The organism is [Bacillus] enclensis (genome assembly GCF_001456935.1).
Taxonomy (GTDB): Bacteria; Bacillota; Bacilli; order Bacillales; family Bacillaceae_B; genus Rossellomorea; species Rossellomorea enclensis.
Genome location: NZ_KQ758484.1, coordinates 399,913 through 422,924, shown reverse-complemented (window position 1 = coordinate 422,924; position 23,012 = coordinate 399,913). Strand labels below are relative to the sequence as shown.

General features: G+C 45.7%; 23 protein-coding genes and 1 riboswitch. Of the genes, 16 read left to right on the top strand and 7 right to left on the bottom strand.

Annotated features, from left to right (window positions below; all coding sequences use genetic code 11):
• Window positions 1–18 precede the first annotated feature (18 nt).
• The gene (locus tag AS034_RS14830) at window positions 19–831 is read left to right on the top strand and encodes a ZIP family metal transporter (RefSeq protein WP_058299079.1); all 813 of its coding nucleotides are present in this window, start codon (window positions 19–21) and stop codon (window positions 829–831) included.
• Window positions 832–991: 160 nt separating this feature from the next.
• Here AS034_RS14830 and AS034_RS14825 read toward each other — a convergent pair whose 3' ends face one another.
• Window positions 992–1,957, bottom strand: a complete 966-nt coding sequence (locus tag AS034_RS14825; RefSeq protein WP_058299078.1) for a nuclease-related domain-containing protein — start codon at window positions 1,955–1,957, stop codon at window positions 992–994.
• A gap of 346 nt (window positions 1,958–2,303) precedes the next feature.
• Here AS034_RS14825 and AS034_RS14820 point away from each other — a divergent pair, with 346 nt between their 5' ends.
• Window positions 2,304–2,852 (top strand): histidine phosphatase family protein, encoded by a 549-nt coding sequence (locus AS034_RS14820; RefSeq protein WP_058299077.1) that lies wholly within the window; start codon window positions 2,304–2,306, stop codon window positions 2,850–2,852.
• 172 nt (window positions 2,853–3,024) lie between these two features.
• On the opposite strand, the gene AS034_RS14815 is transcribed toward AS034_RS14820, so the two are convergent.
• Window positions 3,025–3,348 (bottom strand): YflT domain-containing protein, encoded by a 324-nt coding sequence (locus tag AS034_RS14815; protein WP_032085495.1) that lies wholly within the window; start codon window positions 3,346–3,348, stop codon window positions 3,025–3,027.
• 112 nt (window positions 3,349–3,460) lie between these two features.
• Here AS034_RS14815 and AS034_RS14810 point away from each other — a divergent pair, with 112 nt between their 5' ends.
• The 9 genes from AS034_RS14810 (at window position 3,461) to AS034_RS23185 (ending at window position 13,468) form a co-directional block, all read left to right on the top strand.
• Entirely contained in the window at window positions 3,461–3,820 is a 360-nt protein-coding gene (locus AS034_RS14810; protein ID WP_141687727.1) for a thioredoxin family protein, read from the top strand.
• A 247-nt stretch (window positions 3,821–4,067) separates the two neighbouring features.
• On the top strand, window positions 4,068–4,367 hold the full coding sequence (locus AS034_RS14805; protein WP_032085497.1) for a hypothetical protein: 300 nt from the start codon (window positions 4,068–4,070) through the stop codon (window positions 4,365–4,367).
• Between the two features lie 85 nt (window positions 4,368–4,452).
• Window positions 4,453–4,557: riboswitch (TPP riboswitch) on the top strand.
• 68 nt (window positions 4,558–4,625) lie between these two features.
• Window positions 4,626–5,222, top strand: a complete 597-nt coding sequence (gene thiT / locus AS034_RS14800; RefSeq protein WP_032085498.1) for an energy-coupled thiamine transporter ThiT — start codon at window positions 4,626–4,628, stop codon at window positions 5,220–5,222.
• 118 nt (window positions 5,223–5,340) lie between these two features.
• Complete coding sequence (locus AS034_RS14795; RefSeq protein WP_058299075.1) at window positions 5,341–6,102, top strand: threonine/serine exporter family protein; 762 nt, start codon at window positions 5,341–5,343, stop codon at window positions 6,100–6,102.
• Between the two features lie 31 nt (window positions 6,103–6,133).
• Window positions 6,134–6,589, top strand: coding sequence for a threonine/serine exporter family protein (locus tag AS034_RS14790; RefSeq protein ID WP_032085500.1), 456 nt, complete (start codon window positions 6,134–6,136; stop codon window positions 6,587–6,589).
• 124 nt (window positions 6,590–6,713) lie between these two features.
• A complete protein-coding gene (locus tag AS034_RS14785; RefSeq protein ID WP_058299074.1) occupies window positions 6,714–8,888 on the top strand; it encodes a beta-propeller domain-containing protein in 2,175 nt (724 codons plus the stop codon).
• A 680-nt stretch (window positions 8,889–9,568) separates the two neighbouring features.
• Complete coding sequence (locus AS034_RS14780; protein WP_058299159.1) at window positions 9,569–11,281, top strand: ABC transporter ATP-binding protein; 1,713 nt, start codon at window positions 9,569–9,571, stop codon at window positions 11,279–11,281.
• Window positions 11,244–13,022, top strand: coding sequence for an ABC transporter ATP-binding protein (locus tag AS034_RS14775; protein WP_074440030.1), 1,779 nt, complete (start codon window positions 11,244–11,246; stop codon window positions 13,020–13,022). The genes AS034_RS14780 and AS034_RS14775 overlap by 38 nt, the downstream gene beginning before the upstream one ends.
• A gap of 266 nt (window positions 13,023–13,288) precedes the next feature.
• Window positions 13,289–13,468: a hypothetical protein gene (locus tag AS034_RS23185; RefSeq protein WP_074440029.1), complete on the top strand. Its 180-nt coding sequence runs from the start codon at window positions 13,289–13,291 to the stop codon at window positions 13,466–13,468.
• A 382-nt stretch (window positions 13,469–13,850) separates the two neighbouring features.
• Here the strand turns inward: AS034_RS23185 and AS034_RS14770 are convergent, their stop codons facing one another.
• A complete protein-coding gene (locus AS034_RS14770; RefSeq protein WP_058299073.1) occupies window positions 13,851–14,273 on the bottom strand; it encodes a pyridoxamine 5'-phosphate oxidase family protein in 423 nt (140 codons plus the stop codon).
• A gap of 166 nt (window positions 14,274–14,439) precedes the next feature.
• On the opposite strand from AS034_RS14770, the gene AS034_RS14765 reads away from it, so the two are divergent.
• Together AS034_RS14765 and AS034_RS14760 are read left to right on the top strand one after the other, a co-directional pair.
• Window positions 14,440–15,090 (top strand): uracil-DNA glycosylase, encoded by a 651-nt coding sequence (locus AS034_RS14765; RefSeq protein WP_058299157.1) that lies wholly within the window; start codon window positions 14,440–14,442, stop codon window positions 15,088–15,090.
• A 15-nt stretch (window positions 15,091–15,105) separates the two neighbouring features.
• Window positions 15,106–15,633, top strand: a complete 528-nt coding sequence (locus AS034_RS14760) for a DUF421 domain-containing protein (RefSeq protein ID WP_032085504.1) — start codon at window positions 15,106–15,108, stop codon at window positions 15,631–15,633.
• An 86-nt stretch (window positions 15,634–15,719) separates the two neighbouring features.
• Here AS034_RS14760 and AS034_RS14755 read toward each other — a convergent pair whose 3' ends face one another.
• Complete coding sequence (locus AS034_RS14755; protein WP_032085505.1) at window positions 15,720–15,968, bottom strand: alpha/beta-type small acid-soluble spore protein; 249 nt, start codon at window positions 15,966–15,968, stop codon at window positions 15,720–15,722.
• A 231-nt stretch (window positions 15,969–16,199) separates the two neighbouring features.
• Here AS034_RS14755 and AS034_RS14750 point away from each other — a divergent pair, with 231 nt between their 5' ends.
• Together AS034_RS14750 and AS034_RS14745 are read left to right on the top strand one after the other, a co-directional pair.
• Window positions 16,200–17,609, top strand: coding sequence for an alanine/glycine:cation symporter family protein (locus AS034_RS14750; RefSeq protein ID WP_419184988.1), 1,410 nt, complete (start codon window positions 16,200–16,202; stop codon window positions 17,607–17,609).
• 186 nt (window positions 17,610–17,795) lie between these two features.
• A complete protein-coding gene (locus AS034_RS14745) occupies window positions 17,796–18,965 on the top strand; it encodes an acyl-CoA dehydrogenase family protein (RefSeq protein WP_074440028.1) in 1,170 nt (389 codons plus the stop codon).
• Between the two features lie 47 nt (window positions 18,966–19,012).
• On the opposite strand, the gene AS034_RS14740 is transcribed toward AS034_RS14745, so the two are convergent.
• From AS034_RS14740 to AS034_RS14730, 3 genes are all read right to left on the bottom strand, one after another.
• Window positions 19,013–20,086 (bottom strand): aromatic acid exporter family protein, encoded by a 1,074-nt coding sequence (locus tag AS034_RS14740; protein WP_058299071.1) that lies wholly within the window; start codon window positions 20,084–20,086, stop codon window positions 19,013–19,015.
• 119 nt (window positions 20,087–20,205) lie between these two features.
• A complete protein-coding gene (locus tag AS034_RS14735; protein ID WP_032085509.1) occupies window positions 20,206–20,532 on the bottom strand; it encodes a cyclic-phosphate processing receiver domain-containing protein in 327 nt (108 codons plus the stop codon).
• Window positions 20,533–20,721: 189 nt separating this feature from the next.
• Window positions 20,722–21,657: a glycerophosphodiester phosphodiesterase family protein gene (locus tag AS034_RS14730; protein WP_058299070.1), complete on the bottom strand. Its 936-nt coding sequence runs from the start codon at window positions 21,655–21,657 to the stop codon at window positions 20,722–20,724.
• A 282-nt stretch (window positions 21,658–21,939) separates the two neighbouring features.
• Here AS034_RS14730 and AS034_RS14725 point away from each other — a divergent pair, with 282 nt between their 5' ends.
• Window positions 21,940–22,986 carry a P-loop NTPase family protein gene (locus tag AS034_RS14725; protein WP_058299069.1) on the top strand — a complete coding sequence of 349 codons (1,047 nt, stop codon included), beginning with the start codon at window positions 21,940–21,942 and terminating at the stop codon, window positions 22,984–22,986.
• Window positions 22,987–23,012: the final 26 nt, after the last annotated feature.

The following is a 23,012-nucleotide window of genomic DNA, read 5'->3' as shown; positions in this document are numbered from 1 at the left end:
GATGGGAGGAACGGGTATATGATGGATTGGTTTACAGCATTGAATCCGACCATGCAGGCGCTGCTGGGCGGAACGATGACGTGGGGACTTACAGCTCTCGGAGCGGCCACGGTATTTTTCTTCACGAAAATCGAAAAACACACGATGAACATGATGCTCGGATTTGCGGCAGGGGTCATGATTGCGGCGTCCTTCTGGTCGCTATTGGCGCCGTCCATAGAATTCAGTGAACAGAACGGACATATTCCATGGCTCGCACCGGCAATCGGATTTCTGCTCGGAGGAGTCTTTATCAGGCTTCTTGACTTCGTGGTTCCCCATCTTCATCTCGGCAACGCCCAGGATAAGGCGGAAGGACCGCAGACGAAGTTCAAGAAATCGACGCTCTTGTTCCTGGCCATCACTCTTCACAACATCCCTGAAGGCCTGGCCATCGGTGTCGCCTTCGGGGCTGCGGCGCTCGGAATCGGTGATGCAACGGTAATCGGAGCCCTCGGTCTTGCAATCGGAATCGGAATCCAGAATATGCCCGAGGGGGCTGCGCTCTCAATCCCATTGCGGGGAGAAGGAATGTCACGTGCGCGTGCTTTCAATTACGGCCAGCTTTCTGCCATCGTGGAGCCGATCTCAGCCGTCCTCGGGGCGGCCGCCGTCATCCTTGTCCAGCCCATCCTGCCCTATGCACTGGCATTCGCGGCAGGAGCGATGATCTTCGTCGTCGTCGAAGAGCTCATCCCCGAATCACAATCCTCCGGAAGCACCGACCTCGCGACACTCGGTCTGATGGCCGGGTTTGTTGTGATGATGATTTTGGATGTTTCGTTGGGGTGAATTTATTATAGTTTGTTAATGAGGTGTGCAGGTTGGGCTGCACGCCTTTTTTATGGTTTAAGAAATGTCATCAGCAAGGTGGACCCTTGAGGTGTTTACTAAACGGACTGCAGCGATAGATCATGGAGGGTTTGTTGGGTGTAAGGAGATATGACGTTTCTTAGGGTTTTGTGTAAAAAGCTCCTTTACCTTTACCGTGAGGGATCAAGCCGGAATTCTGAAGGATATGAAAGGCCACTTTACGGGAAGGAAGGCAAAGGAAGCGTCTTAATTCATTGTTTGTCATTTTACTGTTTACCAAAAGGAAATAATCTTCAATGGCTTTCAGGTGACCAGATGGGGACTGCTTAGAACATTTTGGACATAGCCAGGATTTACTGATTCTTATCATCGGGAAGTGTCCGCAATGCTCACACTGGACCCCCGGGAGGATTTCCTTCTTCGTAAGGTTATACGTTTGCAAGTAATTCGAAGGGGCATCTTCGTGATGGGTAAGAATGAGCTTCTTGATCTTTTTCAGTGTTTTATCTGTCAAAGTGTTCGTTTTGTAGAGATGGTTTAATTGTATAATCCGGTCGATGACATTTTGAGAATGAATGATATTAAGATATGGAGATTGGGCTTCCGGGCGGGAGGTATACTCAATGGTAGTGGATGGATTGCTGATGACGACGAGGTATTCGATGGGGAGCAGGGGTATCTTATGAAGCGATAACCACTTTTGAAGGAAGTGCTTTTGCCGTCTGACTTGGGAAATCGGATCGATAAATCCTTCTTGTGTGTCTTTGTAAATCCTTGTACATTGTTTGATCTGTGGGTCGATCCTGACGATTCCGGAGACGTTTTTCACTTCAATAGCCAGGATGTAGTAAGGAGTCAGCAGGAGGGTATCGATTTGAAAGTAGTGGGGGTCGAGCGGAAGGCGGATGTCGAAGAAGAGCCAGTAATTTTTCCCGGTCAGGAAGCTCAAATGATAATCGACGGCTTTTTCACCGTTGTAGCCGGCCTTTCTTTTCTTCAAATCAAGCTCGATCAGGGGCTTTGTTTCATGAAAGGGGGCGAGCCGCGTCAATAAAGCTTCGTTTTCCAGTATTTTTAACGGGATTGTTCGTTCTTTTAGTATCAAAACATCACTCCTTAAAGGTTGATATAGGTTTATTCGCCATAGAGAGGGAAAATCCCTCTATTAAATTTGTAATAAATGGAATATTATTGTAGATATGATCCATTTTAAGGATTTATGTTCCATTCTGGAGAAATATGTTCCATTCTGCGAATTTATAATCCATTTTCGAAATTTATGATCCATTCTAGAAATATATGATCCTTTAAGAATGATTCTAATTAACAGAGGTCGGCCATGCTATGCTACCTCAACTATGGGGCTGGGTGACAAGCCGGAAAACACCAATACGAACCAAACCCCAAAGGAACATACATATTCACTACAAAAACCCAAAAAGGAGCACCCAATGAAAATCGGACTAATCAGACACTACAAAGTAAAAAGGGGATATCCGAATTCAATCGTGTCCTCGGCTGAATTGATGAAGTGGGTGGAAGAATATGAAGCTTCAGATGTAGAAGAAAATGATGTGGATCTGAACGGGATTGAATGGAAGTCCTGCTATTCGAGCAGCATGCAGCGAGCGGAAATCACGGCACGCAGCATCTACGACAGGGATATCATTTTCCTGGATGAATTAAGGGAGGTTCCGTTATCACCGCTATTTCCTCCGAAGCTGAAGCTGCCGTTGTTCATCCATTTGCTCGGCATCCGCCTGGCATGGTGGTTCAATCATCCATCACAGGCTATAAGTAAGAGAGAGGTTCTGAAAAAAATAAACAAGGTCATAGACAGGGTCATCTCAGAGAATCAGGATGTATTGATTGTCGGGCACGGCGGAGTGATGATGTTCATGAGAAAGGAACTGATCAGGCGCGGGTTTTCGGGTCCTGCATTCAGAAGGCCGCAAAATGGTGTGGTCTACCTTTTTGAAAAAGAAAATGAAAAAGGATGATTCCAACCCGCGGGCTCATCCTTTTGTTCATTATTAACTATATCACGCGGACCCCGGAGACGCTTCACAGAGTCTAAACACTCAAATCAAAACAGCCGGGCCGTTCAAGGAATCGATTTATCAAGCAGGATCAGCTAGGCCGTTTGTGACGCCTAGAATTTCGCGCCAAAAATCAGTCTTGAACCAACAGCAAAATCTTGCCTTCATCCAGCTTTTCTTCGTACTGATCGGCTTCCTCTTTGGAAAAGCCCATCTCCTGAAGCTGGTTGCGCAGTTCGTCGCCTTTGCTTAAGATCATATTTCCGACAGCTGTACCGATGCCCGTTTCCCTTGCGCCGATTTCATTCGCGTTCGCATTGTCGGCCACACGCTCTGTGCGGTCATCGTCATGTGATAGTACATATAGGTTCTTTTTGCTTATGCCTTGAGAAGATAATTTTTCAACTTCAGAAATCAGTTCCTTATCATTGTAGAATTCCTTAACAGTTGGTTTCAAGTGAATCTCCTCCATAGTCATTTTCGTTTACAGTCGTTCTTTTCCCGTTTTGTAAAAAGATAAACATGGCCGCCTCGCGATTTCAGAAGGGCAGAATGGGGAATAGTTAACCATATCAGTTTATACAGAAAGGAAGGGATGGAAGGTGAAAGAGCAGCATACCCTTGAAGAAATAAAGAATACGATACATTCAGAAAAAATGGTGCTTTTATATATTTCACGGCCGAATTGCTCTGTGTGTCATGCTTTGCTGCCGCAGGTGGAAGAAGTGTTGAAAAAGTATCCAAGCATAAAGGCTATACATGCGGATGCGGAAGAAGTTCCTGAGATTGCAGGAGAGTATTCTATTTTCACGGTACCTGTTTTGATTGTGTTTATCGAAGGGAAAGAGATGATGAGGAAGGCCCGATTTGTCCCGATCGATGAACTGGACAGCGGATTATCGAGGATGATCTCCGCTCTTGAAGATTAAACAAACGTTTGATTAAAAGAACCGGGTCCTTGCGCTGCAAGGGATGAGGGAGTTAAACGATCGTTTAAGATTATTCTGGAGGGCTGCCTCCTCGTGGCAGCCCCGTCCTGTCAGTAATAGTGACACTGCATGCTTATTCTAAAAACAGTTCAAAAAGTAGCTCTTTTGTCATGTCCTGCTGAATAGGTATATAATAGAGATAATACACGGAAGATTCAGAATTATTTCCGTAGGAAGGAGGGAATGGATGCTGAGGTTGTCCAGAGCAAGTAAAGTTACCATTTCAGTTGCTGCTATTATTCTATTTATCGCTGCCAACCAGATTACGTTTGTTCAACACTTTACTGCCCGAGCGGCCACCAAACTTTATGTGGGATGGAAGTATAACCATCTCGACCTTGAATACGAAGACGTGGAGTTTTCTCCGCAATTCGGCGATTACTCGGTTGCCTATAAAGATAAAGAAGGCAGAGTCTATGGTTTCATGGTTGCCCCTAAGTCGATGCCGGTTATCATCTTGCACGATCCGCTTAATGAAAGTCCTTGATCGTTTCCTTCAATTTCATGTCCGCAATTTCTTTTACTATTGAATGTTTTCGTGTATAATACGAACTGAATTATAATTTAATAAACGTAACCACAAGGGGAGCGATTTGCTGAGAGTGAACGGCACTGCCTGTTCTGACCCTTTGAACCTGTTAGTTAGTACTAGCGTAGGAATGTGGATGATATAGGATCACTATGCCTATTTGAATTGACTGACTCTCCCTTATGGTTTCGTTTTAAAAAAGGGGAGATTTTTTTTATGAAATCTTTAAGTTTGGTCGTCATGATCGAAGCTGCATTGATGGCTGCATTTGCGTTGATTCTGGACCTGCTGCCGTCGATTGATCTTTCGCCGAGTATTTCCATTTCGTTCTCGATGGTGCCTATCTTCATCCTGGCATTCCGAAGAGGGGTGAAAGCGAGCCTGCTGGCCGGATTTGTGTGGGGTGTCCTGCAGGTGGCGCTCGGCAATGCGTGGATCGTCACACCTGTTCAAATGATCATTGAGTATTTCATTGCCTTCACGTTCATTGGATTTGCGGGTGTCTTTGTCAACCGCATCCAGCAGTCACTGCGTTCCGAAAATAAATCCAAGGTGTATGCCTGGATTATCGCGGCAACCGTACTTGGCAGTGCGGCCCGTTATTTCTGGCATTTCATCGCCGGCTTCATTTTCTTTAAAGAGTATGCGCCGGAAGGCATGTCGCCGATCCTGTTCTCACTTTTTGCAAACGGGGTGACGATGCTCGGTTCGGCAGTGTTGTGTTCAATCGTGCTTGTCCTCTTGATTGCCACTGCTCCGCGCCTGATCAGGCAGGGTGTGAATGCACAGCATGATCAGCGGAAAGCTTCATAAATACGTGTAAGGCCAGCCGATCCCAAATCCGGGGTCGGTTTTTTCATGTCTTCATTGCTTAGAGGCACACTTATCCTATAAACTATACCTATTCAAAAAATGCGCATGGAGAGATCTTATGGAAGCAAAAATGATAAGAAGGTATGACATAATGGAAGTTTGTCTGCTGGCAGGAAAGATCATGCTGCAGAGCGGGGCGGAAACGTATCGGGTCGAGGATACGATGATGAGGATTGCGGCTTCCTACGGGATCAAAGAATCGCACAGCTATGTGACACCGACCGGGATCATCTTTTCCATCGAAACGGATGAACCGACCAAAACCAAGCTGATCCGCATCAATGAGCGGTCGACCGATCTTGAAAAAGTCACCCTTGTGAACGGGATTTCAAGGAAGATCAGCGAGGGCTTATACAGCATAGAAGAGGCTTACAGCGAGCTGGAGGAACTTGAGAAATCGGATCATTCCTATTCCTTTTTGGTTCAGGTTTTTGCCGCATCAATCGCGAGCGGATGTTTTCTGATTATGTTCCTTGGAAGATGGGATGATTTTATCCCAGCGTTCATTACGGGAGGTGCCGGCTATATGAGTGTCGTGTATTTGCATCGGTTCGTACCGATTAAATTCTTTGCAGAGTTCCTTGCGTCGTTCATTATCGGGATCCTATCCTTTATGTTTGTCCACTTCGGGGCGGGACAGGAGCTGGATAAAATCATCATCGGTTCGGTCATGCCGCTTGTACCCGGGCTTCTGATCACAAATGCCGTCCGCGACCTGATGGCAGGCCATCTGGTGTCGGGATTATCTAAAGGGGCGGAAGCGTTTTTGACCGCGTTTGCGATCGGGACAGGCATCGCGGTGGTATTCACCATCATATAGTGCCGAACATGATTAAAAGGAGTGAATAGGGATGTTCATCATCAACCATCTGATCACCAGTTTCATCGCCGCTGCAGCATTCGGCATCATTTTTAATGCTCCGAAAAAGTCCCTGTTCAAGTGCGGGATCGTCGGAATGCTCGGCTGGGTCATCTATATGCTGATGTTTCTGAATGAAACGGATGCGGTCCTCGCCACGCTGCTCGCGTCATTTGTTGTAGCGGTCATCAGCCAGTTCTTTGCTAAAATGTATAAAACACCTGTCATCATCTTCAGTGTGGCAGGGATCATCCCCCTTGTGCCGGGCGGCCTTGCTTATGATGCCATGAGAAACTTCGTGGAAAATGACTACAATGCGGCAATCACCCTTGCCGCAAAGGCGTTTATGATTTCGGGTTCGATCGCGGTCGGGCTTATCTTTTCGGAGGTCATCAATCAAATCATACGCAATGCCAGGTTCAATGCAAGTGCTCGGAGAATGAGATAGACATTAAAATGACCTTGGGTACAGGGTCTTTTTTTTATGGAGAATTATCCGTGAGCTTGTCCTGTAACTTTCTTCCACTTTATCCGTCTAATGTGAAAATAGAACATAAAGGTGGGTCAACCATATGAAGAAACCCTATTTCTATCTCTTAATCCTTGCGGGAATCGTGTTGTGTGCTGCTTCTGGACTTTATTTTTATTTGCAAAAGCCATCGGTCATGGCAGAGGGAAGTATTGATGGAAAGCTGATGGTGATGGAGGAAAATCCGTGGAGCCTTCAGTTCTCGGCCCCGGTCAGGAAAAGTACCGTCAATTCGAAAAATATTTCAGTCAAGGATTCCGATGGCCGTAAAGTCGACGTTTCATTCAAACTCGACGATGATCTTAAAACTCTATATATCGAGCCCCCGGCCGGCGGTTATCCGGATGAGCCCCGCCATTTCACTCTTTCAGTCACCTCCGGCCTCAAGACGAAAATGGGATATTCCTACAGTGGAGACACGAATTTGACCTTTGCCGTTACGGAAACCCTGCCTGCATTCGATTCAACCAAAGAATTAACCAATTATTTTAAAACCATCGCAAAAAGACAAAAAGCACAGCAAAAAGCAGAGTTCAGCCTTTTCCGCAACAGCAGGACCGAATCATCTGAAGACAAGGCGGCATCCGGGGAAAGTTCCGGATCAGCCCACTCGGAAACGAATAACCAGGTTCAGGGTGTGGATGAAGGGGATATCGTCAAAACAGATGGGACATATATCTATCAGGTGAAAAACGGGGAACTTGTCATCTCTAAGGCAGTTCCGGCCGACAGCATGGAGGTTGTCTCTAAAGTGCCCTTCAAAGAAAATATCAATCCCCGGCATTTATTCCTGGACAGGGACAAGGTGGTGGTGATTGGTGACAGCTGGACTCATTACGTTGAGCCCAAAGCAGCTGATGACATCATCCGCCGCCCGGTACAAGGCTCAGCATTTGCGATGGTTTATGATATCTCAGATAAAGATAAGCCGGTATTTGAACGGAAGGTAGAAGTGGAAGGGCATTATATGACGTCCAGGAAAATAGGAGAGAACATTTATTTTATTGCCAATTTATATCCCGATTATTGGATGGCCGACAAGAATTCAGATATCGATTTGAGACCGAGGGTGATGGATAGTGAATCCGGTGAAAAACTTACACCCATTCCACTCAGCCGGATCAAATACTTCCCGCAGTCGATGCAGCCGAACTATACAATGATTGCATCTCTCAACATTGCTGATCCTAAAGGAGAATTCAACGTCCAGACATATCTGGGAAGCGGAAACGGGATGTATATGTCAAAAGAAAATCTTTATATTGCCGTTGAAAAGGTTGGGGATCCGGACAAATGGGACGTATCAAGTACGGAAGTATATAAATTTGCCGTGAAAAATTCAAATGTAACATTTAAAGCTTCCGGAAATGTGCCGGGAAGAATTCTGAATCAGTTCTCCATGGATGAACATGAAGGGTATTTCAGGATTGCCACAACGGATGGAGAGGTATGGAACGACGACCGGCCTTCTTCGAATGCCCTTTACATTATGGACGGAAACATGAAGAAAACGGGTGAAGTCACCGCTCTAGCGAAGGGTGAGCGGATTTATTCTGTAAGATTCATGGGGGATAAGGCGTATATCGTCACATTCAAGCAGGTGGATCCGTTGTTTGTCATCGACACGGCTGATCCTGAGCAGCCAAAGGTACTAGGGGAATTGAAGATTCCCGGTTTCAGTACGTATCTCCATCCAATCGGAGAAAATCATTTGATCGGTTTCGGGTTCGATACCAAGATCATGGATGATGGTAAATCATTTAACGGTGAGCCCCGGATCACACGGAACGGTATGAAAATCTCATTGTTTGATATTACGGATTTCAATAATCCCAAGGAAGCTGACACAGAGATCATCGGGGGTGCAGGCACCCATTCACCCCTCTTGGAGGATCATAAAGCGCTCTTTCGTGAGCCTACAAGGAATTTATACGGATTTCCTGTCTCTGTCTATCATGACAAAGAAGGAAGCGAATATGAGCAGGTATTTGATTACCAGGGTGCGCTGCTATATGAAATCACGCCGGAAAACGGGATTGAACGAAAGGCAGTGCTGACTGCGGAAGAAGGAATGCGGAAGGATATCTATGAAAGCTGGGAGAATAATGTCCAGCGCCTTCTCTATATCGACGATCATGTGTATACTTTATCCAATCAAAAGATTGACGCGTACTCGCTGGGTGATTTTAAAAAAGAAAGCTCGCTGATGATCGAGTAAGCCGGGGGGAAGGGACTAAACTAAAAAGCTACAATATAAAGACGAACAATATCAGTATAGGTTTTTTTATACCGCTAATGATTTCCGTGCAAGACTTCGCTTTCCGCGGGTAGCACGTGAGCCTCCTCGTCGCTGCGCTCCTGCGGGGTCTCACCTGTCCAGCTGCAGGGCTTAGAGGCACATGTCATAAGTCAAACCGGCCAAGAAGGCAAAGAACGCCTTCGTGGCCGATTCGTCTTATGCCACACGCCTCTGAACAAAGCCCTTCCGCTTTTCTTATAAGCTACTCTTCCCGCAGGAGTCTTCGCCTTGCACTCCAATCAACCGCTAGATAGGCTGGAAAAGCTAAATGTAATGTGAACAATTATAAACCCGAACTGATTTGCCTCATCGTGTGCAAATTAGTTCGGGTTTTACTTTGATTCAAATACCTTGGTCCCGGCCACTTTCCTTATACAGCAGGTTCTACACTTGAAAGTTCAGAAAAAGTTTCACGTGAAACCTTTCATCCGTGTCATATGGGAAGAGGGGGGCTTGTGAACCTATTATTGAAGTCACCAAACTACCCACCAACATTAAAAAGCGATATCATGGTACATATATACATATGATAAGAACGAGAGCGCAAGGGGTGTGTGAAATTGAGGATAATCGGTTTTTTGAAGCCCTATCGGTGGGCGATGGGGATTGCTTGGACATTGATGCTTGTAGAGCTCGCTGTTGAGCTTTTGAATCCATTATTCATGGCGAAGATCATTGATCAGGGAATCTTGAAGGAGGATATGGATGTGGTGCTCTTATGGGGCGGGATCATGGTCGGAATGTCATTTCTTTCATTTCTCTCCGGAGTGACGAATTCCTTCTTTGCTGCCCATACGAGCCAGGGCTTCGGATATGATGTGCGTGAAAGTTTATATAAGAAAATACAATCGTTTTCGTTTGCGAGTTTCAACCGGCTGCCTGCATCATCGCTCATCACGCGGCTGACAAATGATGTGAGGCAGCTCCAGAACACGATTTTTATGAGTTTACGAATCATGCTCAGGGCACCGCTGCTTGTCGTCGGATCAACCATCATGGCTTTGATTGTAAACGTGAAGCTGGCCGTCATTCTGCTCATCGTGATCCCTGTCCTGTGGCTGTTCTTATTGTGGGTCCTTAAGAGAGGGTGGAGTTTATTTGAAAAGGTACAAAAGCGGCTTGACCGGGTAAATGAAGTGATGAAGGAAAATTTGTCCGGCATCAGGCTCATCAAAGCCTATACAAGGGGAGAGCATGAGGAAAAACGATTCCACGGCGCCAATGAAGATTTAAAAGACAGGACTGTGAGCGCCCTAAGGTTCATGGAAATCATCATGCCCTTGTTGATGCTGGTGATGAACGGCGCCATCCTGGTCATCCTCTGGTCGGGGGGGACGGCGGTGAATACCGGCAGCGCGCAGGTGGGCGAGGTCGTGGCGATCGTTACATATGCGACGAGGATTTCTTCCGTATTTTCCATCTTTTCATTTATCATCACGAGTTTCTCGCGGGCACGTGCTTCTGCGGACCGGGTGGAAGAAGTGCTGAATACAGAAGTTGATTTAAGGGACGGACAAGAAGCGAGAATTGAAAATAAAGTCACCCGCGGGGATGTTGTGTTCGATGGAGTTTCCTTTCAATATCCTGAAACGAGGGGGCTTGTCCTCCAGGATGTCTCATTTCATGCCGCAGCAGGGGCGGCCGTATCCGTGCTGGGGGCGACCGGTTCAGGAAAGTCGACTCTGTTTCAGCTGCTCCCGAGAATGTATGACACGACGGAAGGTGAAATTAAGGTAGACGGCCATCCGCTGCGATCGTTTACGTTGGAAAATCTGAGAAAAAGCATCGGGTATGTTCCTCAGGAAGCGGTCCTCTTTTCCGGTTCGGTGAGGGAAAATCTTTTATGGGGAAAAGAGCATGCTTCTGATGAAGAAATGATCGAGGCTGCCAAGGATGCACAGATCCATGATACGATAGTGAATCTGAAGGATGGGTATGAAACGGAACTGGGGCAGAAGGGAGTGAATCTTTCGGGAGGTCAGAAGCAGAGGCTGTCGATTGCGAGGGCGCTGATCAGAAGACCGAAAATCCTCCTGCTGGATGACAGTACGAGTGCACTCGATTTGAAGACGGAAGCGAAACTGCTGGAAGCGATCAAGAAATATGATTGCACCACGATCATCATCACACAGAAAATCAGCACGGCGATGGAGTCGGATTCCATCCTTCTTCTTGAAGACGGAGTGGTCATCGGGAACGGATCCCATGAAACCCTTCTGAAAGAATCGGAACTCTATCAACGGATTTATCAATCTCAGTTCGGGGAGGTGCACCATGTCCAGGCATATGAGAAAAAAGCTCGGCAAGGATGACAAAGCAAGGGATACGAAAGGGACACTGCGAAGATTATGGGTTTATCTGTCAAAGATGAAAGGCCTCCTTTATCTCGTCATCCTGATGGTCATCATCAGTTCTGCAGCCTCCCTTCTGGGTCCGTTTTTAGTGGGCAGGGCCATCGATGATTTCATCGTCACGAAAGATGCCTCTGGGATCATCACCCTTCTTGCAGGCCTGGTGATCGTCTATATCCTTCACTCGGCATCTGTCTGGTTCCAGAACTACTGGATGATCGGTGTGGCCCAGGACACTGTCTACCGATTGAGGAAGGATTTGTTCCACCGGCTGCATCTGCTGTCAATCCCTTTTTTTGATAAAAGAAAGCACGGGGAGCTCATGAGCAGGGTCACGAATGATATTGATAATGTCAGTAATACATTGAATAGTTCCTTCATCCAGATCATTTCCAGTGTGCTGACACTGGCAGGAACCGCAGTAGTCATGCTGTGGTTGAGTCCCCTCTTGACGCTGATCACGCTCACGATCGTCCCTCTCATGGTACTCGGGATGAAATGGATCACGAAGAGGACAGGGCCGCTGTTCAGGCAATACCAGCACAATATCGGTGAGCTGAATGGGTATATCGAAGAAACGATTTCGGGACACAGCATCATTAAGACGTTTTCGAGGGAAGAGACCGCGATTGATGAATTCCAAGGGAAAAACAAAAAACTCCGGACGGCAGCATATTGGGCAGATACATATTCAGGTTTCATCCCGAAATTGATGAATATGCTGAACAACCTGAGCTTTGCCGTCATAGCCGGCGTCGGGGGGATCTTTGCGCTGAATGGCATGGTCACGATCGGTGTGATTGTGATTTTTGCTGAATATGCAAGGCAGTTCACCCGTCCGCTCAATGAACTCGCCAATCAATACAACACATTGTTATCAGCCATTGCAGGAGCTGAGCGTGTTTTTCAAATCATTGATGAAGAAGAAGCAAGGGATGAAGAGAATGCGGAAGAAATACATTCACTCCATGGGAAAATTGAGTTCCATCACGTTCATTTTTCTTATGGACAGGATGATTCGACCCTTCAGGATGTTACGTTTTCCATCAACCCGGGTGAAACGGTGGCCCTTGTCGGACCGACCGGCGCCGGGAAGACGACGATCACAAACTTGTTATCCCGATTTTATGATCATAATCAAGGCAGGATCCTGATTGACGGCCGGGATATCGAGACGCTCACCCGTAAAAGTCTTCGAAGGCAGCTTGGGTTTGTGCTTCAGGACAGCTTCCTCTTTCAGGGGACGATCATGGAAAACATCCGCTACGGAAGGCTTCTCGCATCTGACGCGGAAGTGGTGGAGGCTGCGAAATTGGCAAATGCGCATTCCTTCATCGAGAAGATGCCGAAAGGATATAACACGGTTCTCAGGAACGACGGAAGCGGCATAAGCCAGGGACAGAAGCAGCTGTTGTCGATTGCACGGGCAATCCTGTCAGATCCATCGATCCTCATACTTGATGAAGCCACCTCAAGCATCGATACCATTACGGAGCTGAAGATCCAGGATGCGCTGAAAAACCTGATGAAGGACCGTACATCAGTCGTGGTCGCCCACAGGCTGAACACGATCCGCCAGGCCGACCAGATACTCGTCCTCGACCAGGGGCGGATCATCGAAAAAGGAACCCATGAAGAGCTGCTGGCGCAAAAAGGCTTTTACCACGGCCTCTATCACAGTCAGTTGAAAGAGACGAGTTAATAAAAAAATGAAGGATCTTATTAGTCAAGAGAACGCTCTTTAGTCAACAGGTGAAGATGCTCTTCGACTTCAGTGAAGGAGAAAAAACTTCTCGAGAGGCTATGAACTGGCCAATTCTCAAATTAAGTTATAAATTATGAAAGAGGTTGGTACAAAAATATCTTGGCCAAATAAAAACCCGCACTAATCTGCATCTCTGAATGGAGAAAAGTGCGGGTTTTTATAGTCTTTTACAAATGGACTATATTTTTTAGTTGTTCCAGCGGTTGATTGGAGTGCAAGACGAAGACTCCTGCGGGAAGAGTAGCTTATGTGAGACCCCGCAGGCTTGCCGAGGAGGCTCACGGGCTACCCGCGGAAAGCGAAGTCTTGCACGGAAATCATTAGCGGTGATAAGAGCCTATACACTAAATTGTATCCTTCGTTTTGAACGGGCCTCTTCATAAATGGACAAAGCCCCCAGTAAGCGTCGGCGCTTCCTGAGGGCTTTTAAAATTGGTGAGGGACTGAACTTCCTGTCAGTGCTCCCTCCATCATGCCTTAATCGGAAAGGCATGTTCTGTAACTTGCAACATCACAAGTAATATATTTATTTCCTTTAAACGTATTCAGATAATAAACAGCCGCGGGCAATTCCTTGAGTCGTTTGATGAACCTAAACGACGTAAGCCCTACCTCTCTTACATCCTTACGGCTCCGAAGCCGATCCAGTGTGAATAAGTACATATCAAAACAGAATAGAATTACAGATTATCTGCTCTAGTCGTTTTAATTATGTCACAAGTTAACAATGATTAAATATATCATGCATTTGATTACTTGTCAACATTATAATTCAAGTGTGTGCGGCGACCCTTCATCATCATTCATCAATCGGATGGTATCAGGAGTGATTTTCAACACGATATAATTGGGATCATCCTTGCCGTCGAACCACTTTTCCATATGCTCATTCCAAAGCTTCTCCTTATATTCCCGTGACTCTTCGATCGATGCCTTTCCCTGGATTTCAACAAAAGTATCCCCGTATCCTTCGCCTTCATACCCGAGGAGGATATGGACATTCGGGTTCTCCTCAATTTCTTCCGTTTTATGTGTTTCTTTGCTTGTTGGTGTATAAAGAGTCAGATCATCATTGAAAAAAGTCATATAGCGTGAATGGGGTTTCCTGCCTTTTACCGTTGCCAGCGTCCCCACCTTGCTTTCCTCAAGGACTTTCATTATCTGCTGTTTAAGCTCAGTTTGATTCATCAATGCCATCTCCTTGTTCTGGTATATCCATACTATTCCTTAACAAAAGAAGAAATAAACATATGGATGTGTAAAGCTGGAGGCCGGTTGGGTATAAAGAAACTAACAGAGATGCGGCCGTTTCCGCCAGAGCGTTCCGAATGCGGAGGGGCGGCCGATGAAAAGGATGATGGAAGTGCTGCCGAAAGATTTGGTTGAACAATGCAAAAAAAGAATGGAGCCATACAATTGTGAAGGGTTTGTTTATGGCCGCGGTCCTGAGAATCCAGAAATCATGATCGTGGGGGAAGCCCCTGGAGAAACGGAAATTCATAATGGAATTCCTTTCAGCGGCAGGGCGGGGAAGGTCCTGAACGAATTTTTTGAATACCTGGGTGTTTCGCGGGATGATATTTATTTTACTTCTACAGTGAGGAGCAGACCTTTTAAAATCGTACACAAAGAGGGCCCGGATGGTGAAATCATCGAAAAGAAATACAACCGGGCGCCGAATATGAAGGAACAGCTTGCCCATGCGCCGATTGTCGATTATGAAATCCGCCATGTAAAGCCGAAGCAGATTGTAACCCTCGGCAACATCGGCCTGCAGAGGCTGCTTGGTAAGAACTATAAAATCTCGGAAGTCCATGGGAGACTGATCCAGGCGCCGGTCCGCAGGCTAAAAGATATGAATACAAACGAATGGACTCTCAGCGAAGAGGAATATTCAATATTTCCGACCTTTCATCCAGCGTCCATCTTTTATAATCGGTCCCTGCTTGAAAAAGTATATGAAGACCTGGATGAGCTGAAGAAAATCTTAACCAGCAAGAAATGATAAAGGAGGCATAAGATGCTTATTGGCAGTCTATATGGCATTTACCGTATCCTGGTCGTCGGGATCCTCGCATATATCTCACTGGTCGCATTGTTGAGGTTATCGGGAAAAAGGACGCTGTCTAAATTAAATGCCTATGACCTTGTGGTAACCGTTTCGATCGGGGCAATCCTGTCACAGATCCTTTTGAATAAGAAAGTGCCCTTGATAGAAGGTGTGGCCGCTATAGTACTGTTAATTACTTTACAGTTTATCGGTACCTGGATGTCTTCCCGCTCTGAAACGTTCAGCACCCTCCTTAAATCATCGCCGGCGCTTCTTTATTACAAGGATCAGTTTCATGAGAGAGTTCTCAGAAAGGAACGCATTACAAAGAGGGAAGTTCTTCAGGTGGTGCGAAATGCCGGTTACGCATCCCTGCAAGACGTGAATATAGTCATTTTGGAAAGTGATGGAGGATTTTCGGTAATCGGCCACACTGCTGAAGAAGATTCTGATTCACTTAAACATGTATTTGGATATGGGGAAGGGAAAAAGGACTGAATTCGTAAATTGAATTCAGTCCTTTTTCGTGGATTAATATGTGCAGGCAGCACTGCTGCTTCGACCTGTACATGCTTAAGCACCCTTCATTTCTTATTTAAATTTTCCTGAGCCATCCTCACTAACTCCTTGACCATATTCCCGCCCATCCGGCCGCCGATCTTCCCAGCCTGTTCGGAAGTCAGTTTCCCGTTGTAGCCGTTATCCAGAGGGATTCCCTGCTCCCTGGCAGCTTCAAATTTCGCTTCCTTCGGGTCGCTTACACCTGAAACCTTTGCTTTCAGCTGATCCATTGCCAGCCGGGCTTCTGGCACTAAAAGTTTTCTTCTCGACATGATATAACCTCCTTTTGACATTAGGGTGCCCAAAAAATTTTTTTATACAGGCCGGGTACTGCTATGAAAGGGTTTTGGAGTATAACGGCTTTTTTACGGAGAAAAAAAGATTGTCTAATTTGTGTCAAATAAAATATAATTCTTAATAGTTAGATAATTTTTGGGAGAAAAGGGGGAAACACTGTGGAAGAAATTGTAGGCAAATTGGTGGGTATTCTTTGGTCACCCGTGATGATTTACTTTTGTTTAGGTGTAGGTCTTTTATTTTCTATCTTAACAAGGTTTTTGCAGGTGCGTCTCATTAAGGACATGGTGGTTCAAATGTTTAAAGGGAGCAGCTCGAAATCCGGGGTATCCTCATTCCAGTCTCTGGCACTATCCTTGTCAGGGCGTGTAGGGACAGGGAATATTGCAGGTACGGCAACCGCCATCGCATTCGGCGGACCGGGTGCTGTCTTCTGGATGTGGGCCATCGCTTTCATCGGGGCGAGCAGCGCCTTCATCGAATCGACACTGGCACAGATCTATAAAGTGAAACAGGATGGGGAATACCGCGGGGGACCGGCGTATTATATTGAAAAAGGGATCGGTGTGAAGTGGTATGCAGTACTATTTTCACTGGCTACACTCCTTGCGATCGGGGTATTGATGCCGGGGATCCAATCAAACTCCATTGCACAGGGACTTGATAATGCGTTTGGAGTTAATACGTCCGTGACAGGAATTGGATTAGTCATCCTTCTTGCCGTGATCATCTTCGGGGGAGTTAAGCGTATTGCAGGTGTAGCTTCCTACGTCGTGCCATTCATGGCTGTTGCTTATATCCTTCTGGCTCTTGTGATTGTGGGGATGAACATTGGAGAGATTCCTGGTGTCATTTCACTTATTTTCAAAAGTGCATTCGGTGCAGACGCAGCATTCGGAGGAATCATCGGAAGCGCGATTGCCTGGGGCGTAAAACGAGGAGTCTACTCCAACGAAGCAGGTCAGGGTACTGGACCTCACCATGCAGCAGCAGCTGAAGTATCCCATCCGGCCAAACAAGGTTTGGTGCAGGCATCTTCCGTTTACATTGATACGCTTCTAGTTTGTTCGGCAACGGCATTCATGATTTTATTTACAGGTGCCTATAACGTAGAAAAACCTGACGGGACTGCGATTGTCACGAATCTGGAAGGCGTTGAGGCAGGTCCTGCTTATACACAGGCAGCGATTGAATCAGTCATTCCCGGCTTCGGTGCAGGGTTCGTTGCGGTCGCACTATTCTTCTTTGCCTTTACAACCATTATGGCATATTACTATATGGCTGAAACGAATGTAGCATATTTATTAAGAGGCAAAAACGCCAAGCCGGCCATTTTCATTCTCAAGCTTGTCTTGCTTGGAGTCACATTCTACGGAGCCGTAAAAGAAGCGGCGCTTGCATGGGCACTTGGGGATATCGGGCTTGGCCTCATGGTATGGCTCAACCTGATTGCCATCCTGATCCTTGCAAAGCCTGCTCTTCGTACCCTCAAGGATTACGAAGCACAGAAGAAGCAGGGGCTTGATCCGGTCTTTAACTCGACAAAGCTTGGTATCAAGAACGCTGAGTATTGGGAACAGGAATACAAGGTGGATAAAGAAGAGAACGCTTCATAACACAGGAAAAAACCTGCTGCATCGTCAACATTGCAGCAGGTTTTTTGTGTGCTTTCAAATCTGGCAGGTGTCACGAAACGACGAATAATAATTAATCAGATTGGTTTAATGGGACAAAATCTTTGTTTACTTAAAATAGATTGATTATCATAGAAGTAAGTCAATGTCGGCAGAGGAGGATTTTTAGTGGATTTATATGAATCATATCTTCAAAACGATCGTCAGCGAAAACTGCTGGAAATGGCAGGAAAGCTGGCTGATACATTTTCTGCACGTGCTGAAAGGTTTGACAGGGAAGAGGCTTTCCCATTTGAAAATTTCTCTGATATAAAGAAATCAGGTTATGCGTCCTTGAGCGTGCCGAGGGAATATGGCGGGGAAGAGATCAGTTTGTATGAAATGGTGATGCTTCAGGAAAGGCTGGCCACAGGGGATGCCGCTACATCGCTGTCAATCGGCTGGCATATCGGCGGGTTAATGGAACTCACTGAAAACCGTCCCTGGAAGGAAGAAACGTTCAAGAGCCTATGTGCAAAAGTCGTCAAAGACAAGGCGCTTATAAACCGGGCGGCAACGGAGCCGGCAACCGGAAGCCCGACCAGGGGAGGCCTTCCTGAAACAAAGGCGGACCAATCCGAAGATGGATGGATATTGAACGGACGCAAAACATTCACCTCGATGGCCAGGGTGCTGGATTATTCTTTGGTGTCGGCTCGAATCGGTGAATCCGGTGAGAAAGGATTCTTCCTTATCGATCATACTCAGGAAGGGGTATCGATTGAAGAGACCTGGGATACCATCTCTATGAAAGGTACGGGCAGTGATGATCTCGTCCTTCAGGATGTAACTGTTGCAGGGAATGCCCTGGTAGAACGGGACAGTGATGCACGTGATTCCCGGGAGGAGCTGCCGAAAGCATGGCTGCTGCATATCCCGGCCTGTTATATAGGAGTCGCGATTGCAGCCAGGAATGAGGCCATCAATTTTGCCAAAGAGTACTCTCCCAACAGCCTGCCGGGTCCGATCAAAGACGTTCCGGAGGTCAGAAGGAAAATTGGAGAAATTGAACTGGAGCTCTTCAAAGCAAGGCAGATTCTTTATTCAGTCGCCGATAAGTGGGATAAGGAACCGGATAAGAGGCACGGGATGGCAGCAGAGCTTGCCTCTGTAAAGCATATCGTGACAAACAGCGCTTTCCGGATTGTCGACACCGCCATGCGGATCGTCGGGGCCAGAAGTCTGTTCAGATCAAACCCTATGCAGAGGTACTACAGGGACGTAAGAGCAGGTCTCCATAACCCGCCGATGGATGACATGGTCATCTCCATGCTCGCTGGTAAAGCGTTAAAAGAATAATAGCCGTTATAAAAGGATCGCAGGAACAATGGTTCCACGCGATCCTTTTATACTTGCAGTGATTTCTCCAAGACGTTTTCATGCTGTTTTTCCAATACATGCAGTTCATTCAGCTCCTCCAATAAATCATGGATGGACAGCAGTTCATATAGTAAGATTGTCTCGCAGGAAAAATAATGCCTGATCGATTCCATGGTTCGGTTGTGAAGCTCCTCATGATCCTCCCAGAATTCCTGAAGCAACTCTTTCATCAAGAGGAAATGTCCATCCTCCATGTCATAAGAAGGATGATGGAGGATATTCTTGAGTGAATGAACAGCCTGGAGAATCTTATCCTTCTCCTGAGGAGTAAAAGACTTATCATGCACAGGGAGATAGATGAGATTGCCGATATGAAAATGGATCTGCCTTAACAGGTTGAGCTTCTTGAAATGATAATGATGGTTCCGCAGGGCTTTCCGGCTGGAACGGTGGAGCTTCATTTCTTCTTTTTCATATTCACACAGAAGATTTGTTTTATCGATCTCACGCGTGATGTCAGTGAAGATCATCTTCGTTTCCAGGTGCAGGGAGTTTCCCTTAATAACTTCGTTCACTCTTCTTTCTAATAAGTTCCCCGTTTTTACATATAAGTCATGGATATTCCTGCTGATGATCGGTGAATATTTAGGCGGAAGGATCCACAGATTGACCAGGGTGGATACGATCAGTCCCAAACTGGTTGTACCCAGCCTGATAAAGAATGTTGCAACATAATGATCATGAATCGTGGGAATCATGGCTATACCGGTCAAAGTAGCAACAAGTATCCCGGCATCAAGACGAAGCTTGTGGCAGGTTATGATCGTCAGGATGGCAACCAGTGCATACGTGATTGCGTGATCTCCGAGAAGCGGGGAAATGATCACCGCAAATAACGCACCCAATGCAGATGCGGGAAATCGGACAAACGCTTTTTTAATGGAATCTGCTGCTGTCGGCTCGATTGTCACAATGGCCGTAATGACAGCAAACATAGCGGGCCAGTTTAACAGTTCGCAGACAAAGGCCGTCAAAAAAACCGCAATCCCGGTCTTCGCAATCCGTCCCCCCGCAAACCTGAAACGTTTAAGAAAATTCATATAAGACTACCCTTTCAAAAAATCAATCCTATTACTATTATAAAGAAAATAGTGAAAAAATGAAAAAAACCATAAAACAAAAAAGAACTGTCCGGAATGAACAGTTCCTTTATATGAAATTATCTAAGAGGTAACGGCCGTAATCTGACGTGAATCGACCGGGGCATCAAGTTTTCATTCTGAGCCTCTTTCAAATACGTGAACATTTGTTTTCCGGCAACTGAGTTTGCCGAGTGAATCGTGATGGATTCAGCGAACAATTGATACTTCACCATGTAATGCACGAGCATGAGACCATTTCTCGTCTTGCTCTCCAAGTCATGATCCAATGAAAGATGAGAGATGGGAAATCTCTTCAGCAGGTCTATACATTCATCGATGTCTTTTGCCAGAACGTAACCTTGTGGACAGTGTCGGTAATCATCTAAAAACACATTTACTGTCATAGATATTCTACTTTCGTTGATTTGACTTACCTTCACCCTAACAGACTATGGGTGATACTTATATAGGCACAAAGGACTAATGGGTTTTAAAGTTATTGTACAAGTATAATAATCGATTTGTCACGAATATCAGAAATTGTTGTGAAATGTCGAAGGGAAAATAAAGCTTTTTTCCTTGATTACAATTACTTAGTTATCGAGCAGTTTCAAAAGCAGGTCAGGCCTGTCGGTTATGATCCCGTCAGCGCCGGCGTCAATCAGGCGTTTCATTGTCTGCCGGTCATTAACTGTCCAATAATGGACACGCAGGTTTAAGCGGTGAGCTCCGTTGATGAGAACAGGATCTGTAAAATCGATTTTTCCTTTTTGCAGCGGCAGCTGAAACCCTTGTACTTTCGGTTTATAGAGATTCCTCAATAAAAGCTTGTGCAGAATAACAAATTTTTTCACTTCTTGTGTGCCTGCCTGGACGGCAATCCTGCCTTCGGATGCAAGAATGAACCGGTCTACGATGCTTTGGTCGAATGAAGCAATTAGTACGTTGTTTTCCATATTATATTCTTTAATCAGCCCATTCAGCTTTTGGATGATCTCATCCACTCTTTCAGGAGGATTATCGTCTTTAACTTCAATATTCATTTTCATTTCGGGGAAACGCTGGAATACTTCTTCAAGGGTCGGGATATAGACGCCTTTACCTCGAAATGAATGTTCTCTTTCTTCATTCTTAAATGTATATCCGGCGTCCAGACGCTGCAGTTCTTCCAGTGTATAGTCTGCAACCAGCCCCTGCCCGTCGGTGGTGGCATCGACAGTTGGGTCATGGATGGTCACCAGATGCCCGTCCTTGGTTATATGTATATCCATTTCAAGTACATCTACCCCAAGCTTTTCAGCGTTCCGGAATGCTTCTATTGTATTACCGGGTGCAAGCAGCTTTCCGCCTTGATGTGCAATCACAAGCGGCTTTCTCTGTTCATTTTGAAAGAAAGGAAAGGTTTGTCCTTTATCTGCCGGCAGGAAATAAGCGATGCAGAAGAATATCCCGATAAAAAGGATAAGCGAAATCCAGTAAAAAGGTTTGGTCCGTATAAAGGGAGAGGGGCTCGATTTAAGATTATTCATAGACAGTCATCCTTTATTGTAGTAGTTCGTGTGAATTCTTCTTCCTTAATATCTATTAACGAAGGGGCCGGGACATGAATGGTTTTTCTTTTAATTTTCCAAAGGGACTTCTGGATCAGTGAGAGAGGAGTCAGCAGTGAACAGGAAAAAGTGAAAAAGGATATTTGTGGCAATAACGTGAACTTAAATTCTTTTGAGAGTAAAAAAATTACTTTAAAGGGAAATTATTATTGTTTTAAAGCGTAATATATATTACTCTATAAAGTAAGGAGGCGATTTCAAATGCAAGATCAATTATCATTGAATGTTTCATTGCTTCGCCGCAGAGTGCCGAATTTGACTACAGCTGCGAAAGCGGTGGGTCTTAGACCCGCGACAGTATCAAATCTTTGCACCGGCAAAATATCCGTCGGCCGTGCAGAAGTGAGAACTCTGGTCACGCTGGCCAATCTTGCCAATTGTTCTCTGGATGAATTGATTATTCAAGGAGGGAAATTAAGTATGATTGAAACGGGAATAAAAACAGTGGATTTATTTGCTCCAATCGTAAAAGGCGGAATCAACGGTTTTGTTGCGAGGGCACAGGTGGGGCAGCTCGTTGTATTGGCAGAAATCACCCAAAACTTAAAAGAAAAAGGTTTTGAGACCATCCTGTTGGCACCAGATAAAGAATTCACAGGGTTAAGCGATCTTGAAGGGTTTATTGACGCAAAAGTGCATTCCATCGAGGATGCATTTGCTGAGGTCTCATTGAGGGATGAGAAGGCGAAGGTCATTCTGCAGGTAGACCGCTCATTTGTGGTTTCCGGTGATCTTTATCAGCTGCGGGAACGGTTTGAAGCGGAGGGTTATCCTGATATCACGACCATCCTGTTCGACCCAAGCGGAACGGCAGTGGATGAAGACGATCCATACGGCCCGCTTGATACGATGTGTTATTTCGATATCGACTTGGCGAGCCGGGGCATCTATCCAGCTATCCATCCTGTCCAGTCCACATCTTTATTGATGGAAGAGGACTCACTGGAGGATCGTCACAGTAAAGTGAATCGCAAAGCGAAAAAACTGCTAAGACGTTATAAAGAAATCAGGGTTCTATTAAACTCTCTCGGTAAAGATAAGATACCTGAAGCGGATCTTGAGCTTTACGCCATCGGAGAAAGACTTGAAGCCTATCTCAGCCAGCCGTTTCATGTTGCAGAAGAATTCACACGTATTAAAGGAGAACGGGTCTCCGTGCAGGACAGTATAATAGATATCGAAAAAATCCTTTCAGGTGATTACAATCATCTCAAACCTGTAGAATTAAAGTTTAGGGGAAGGTTATGATAAATCACTAAAATAGGAGTGGATTT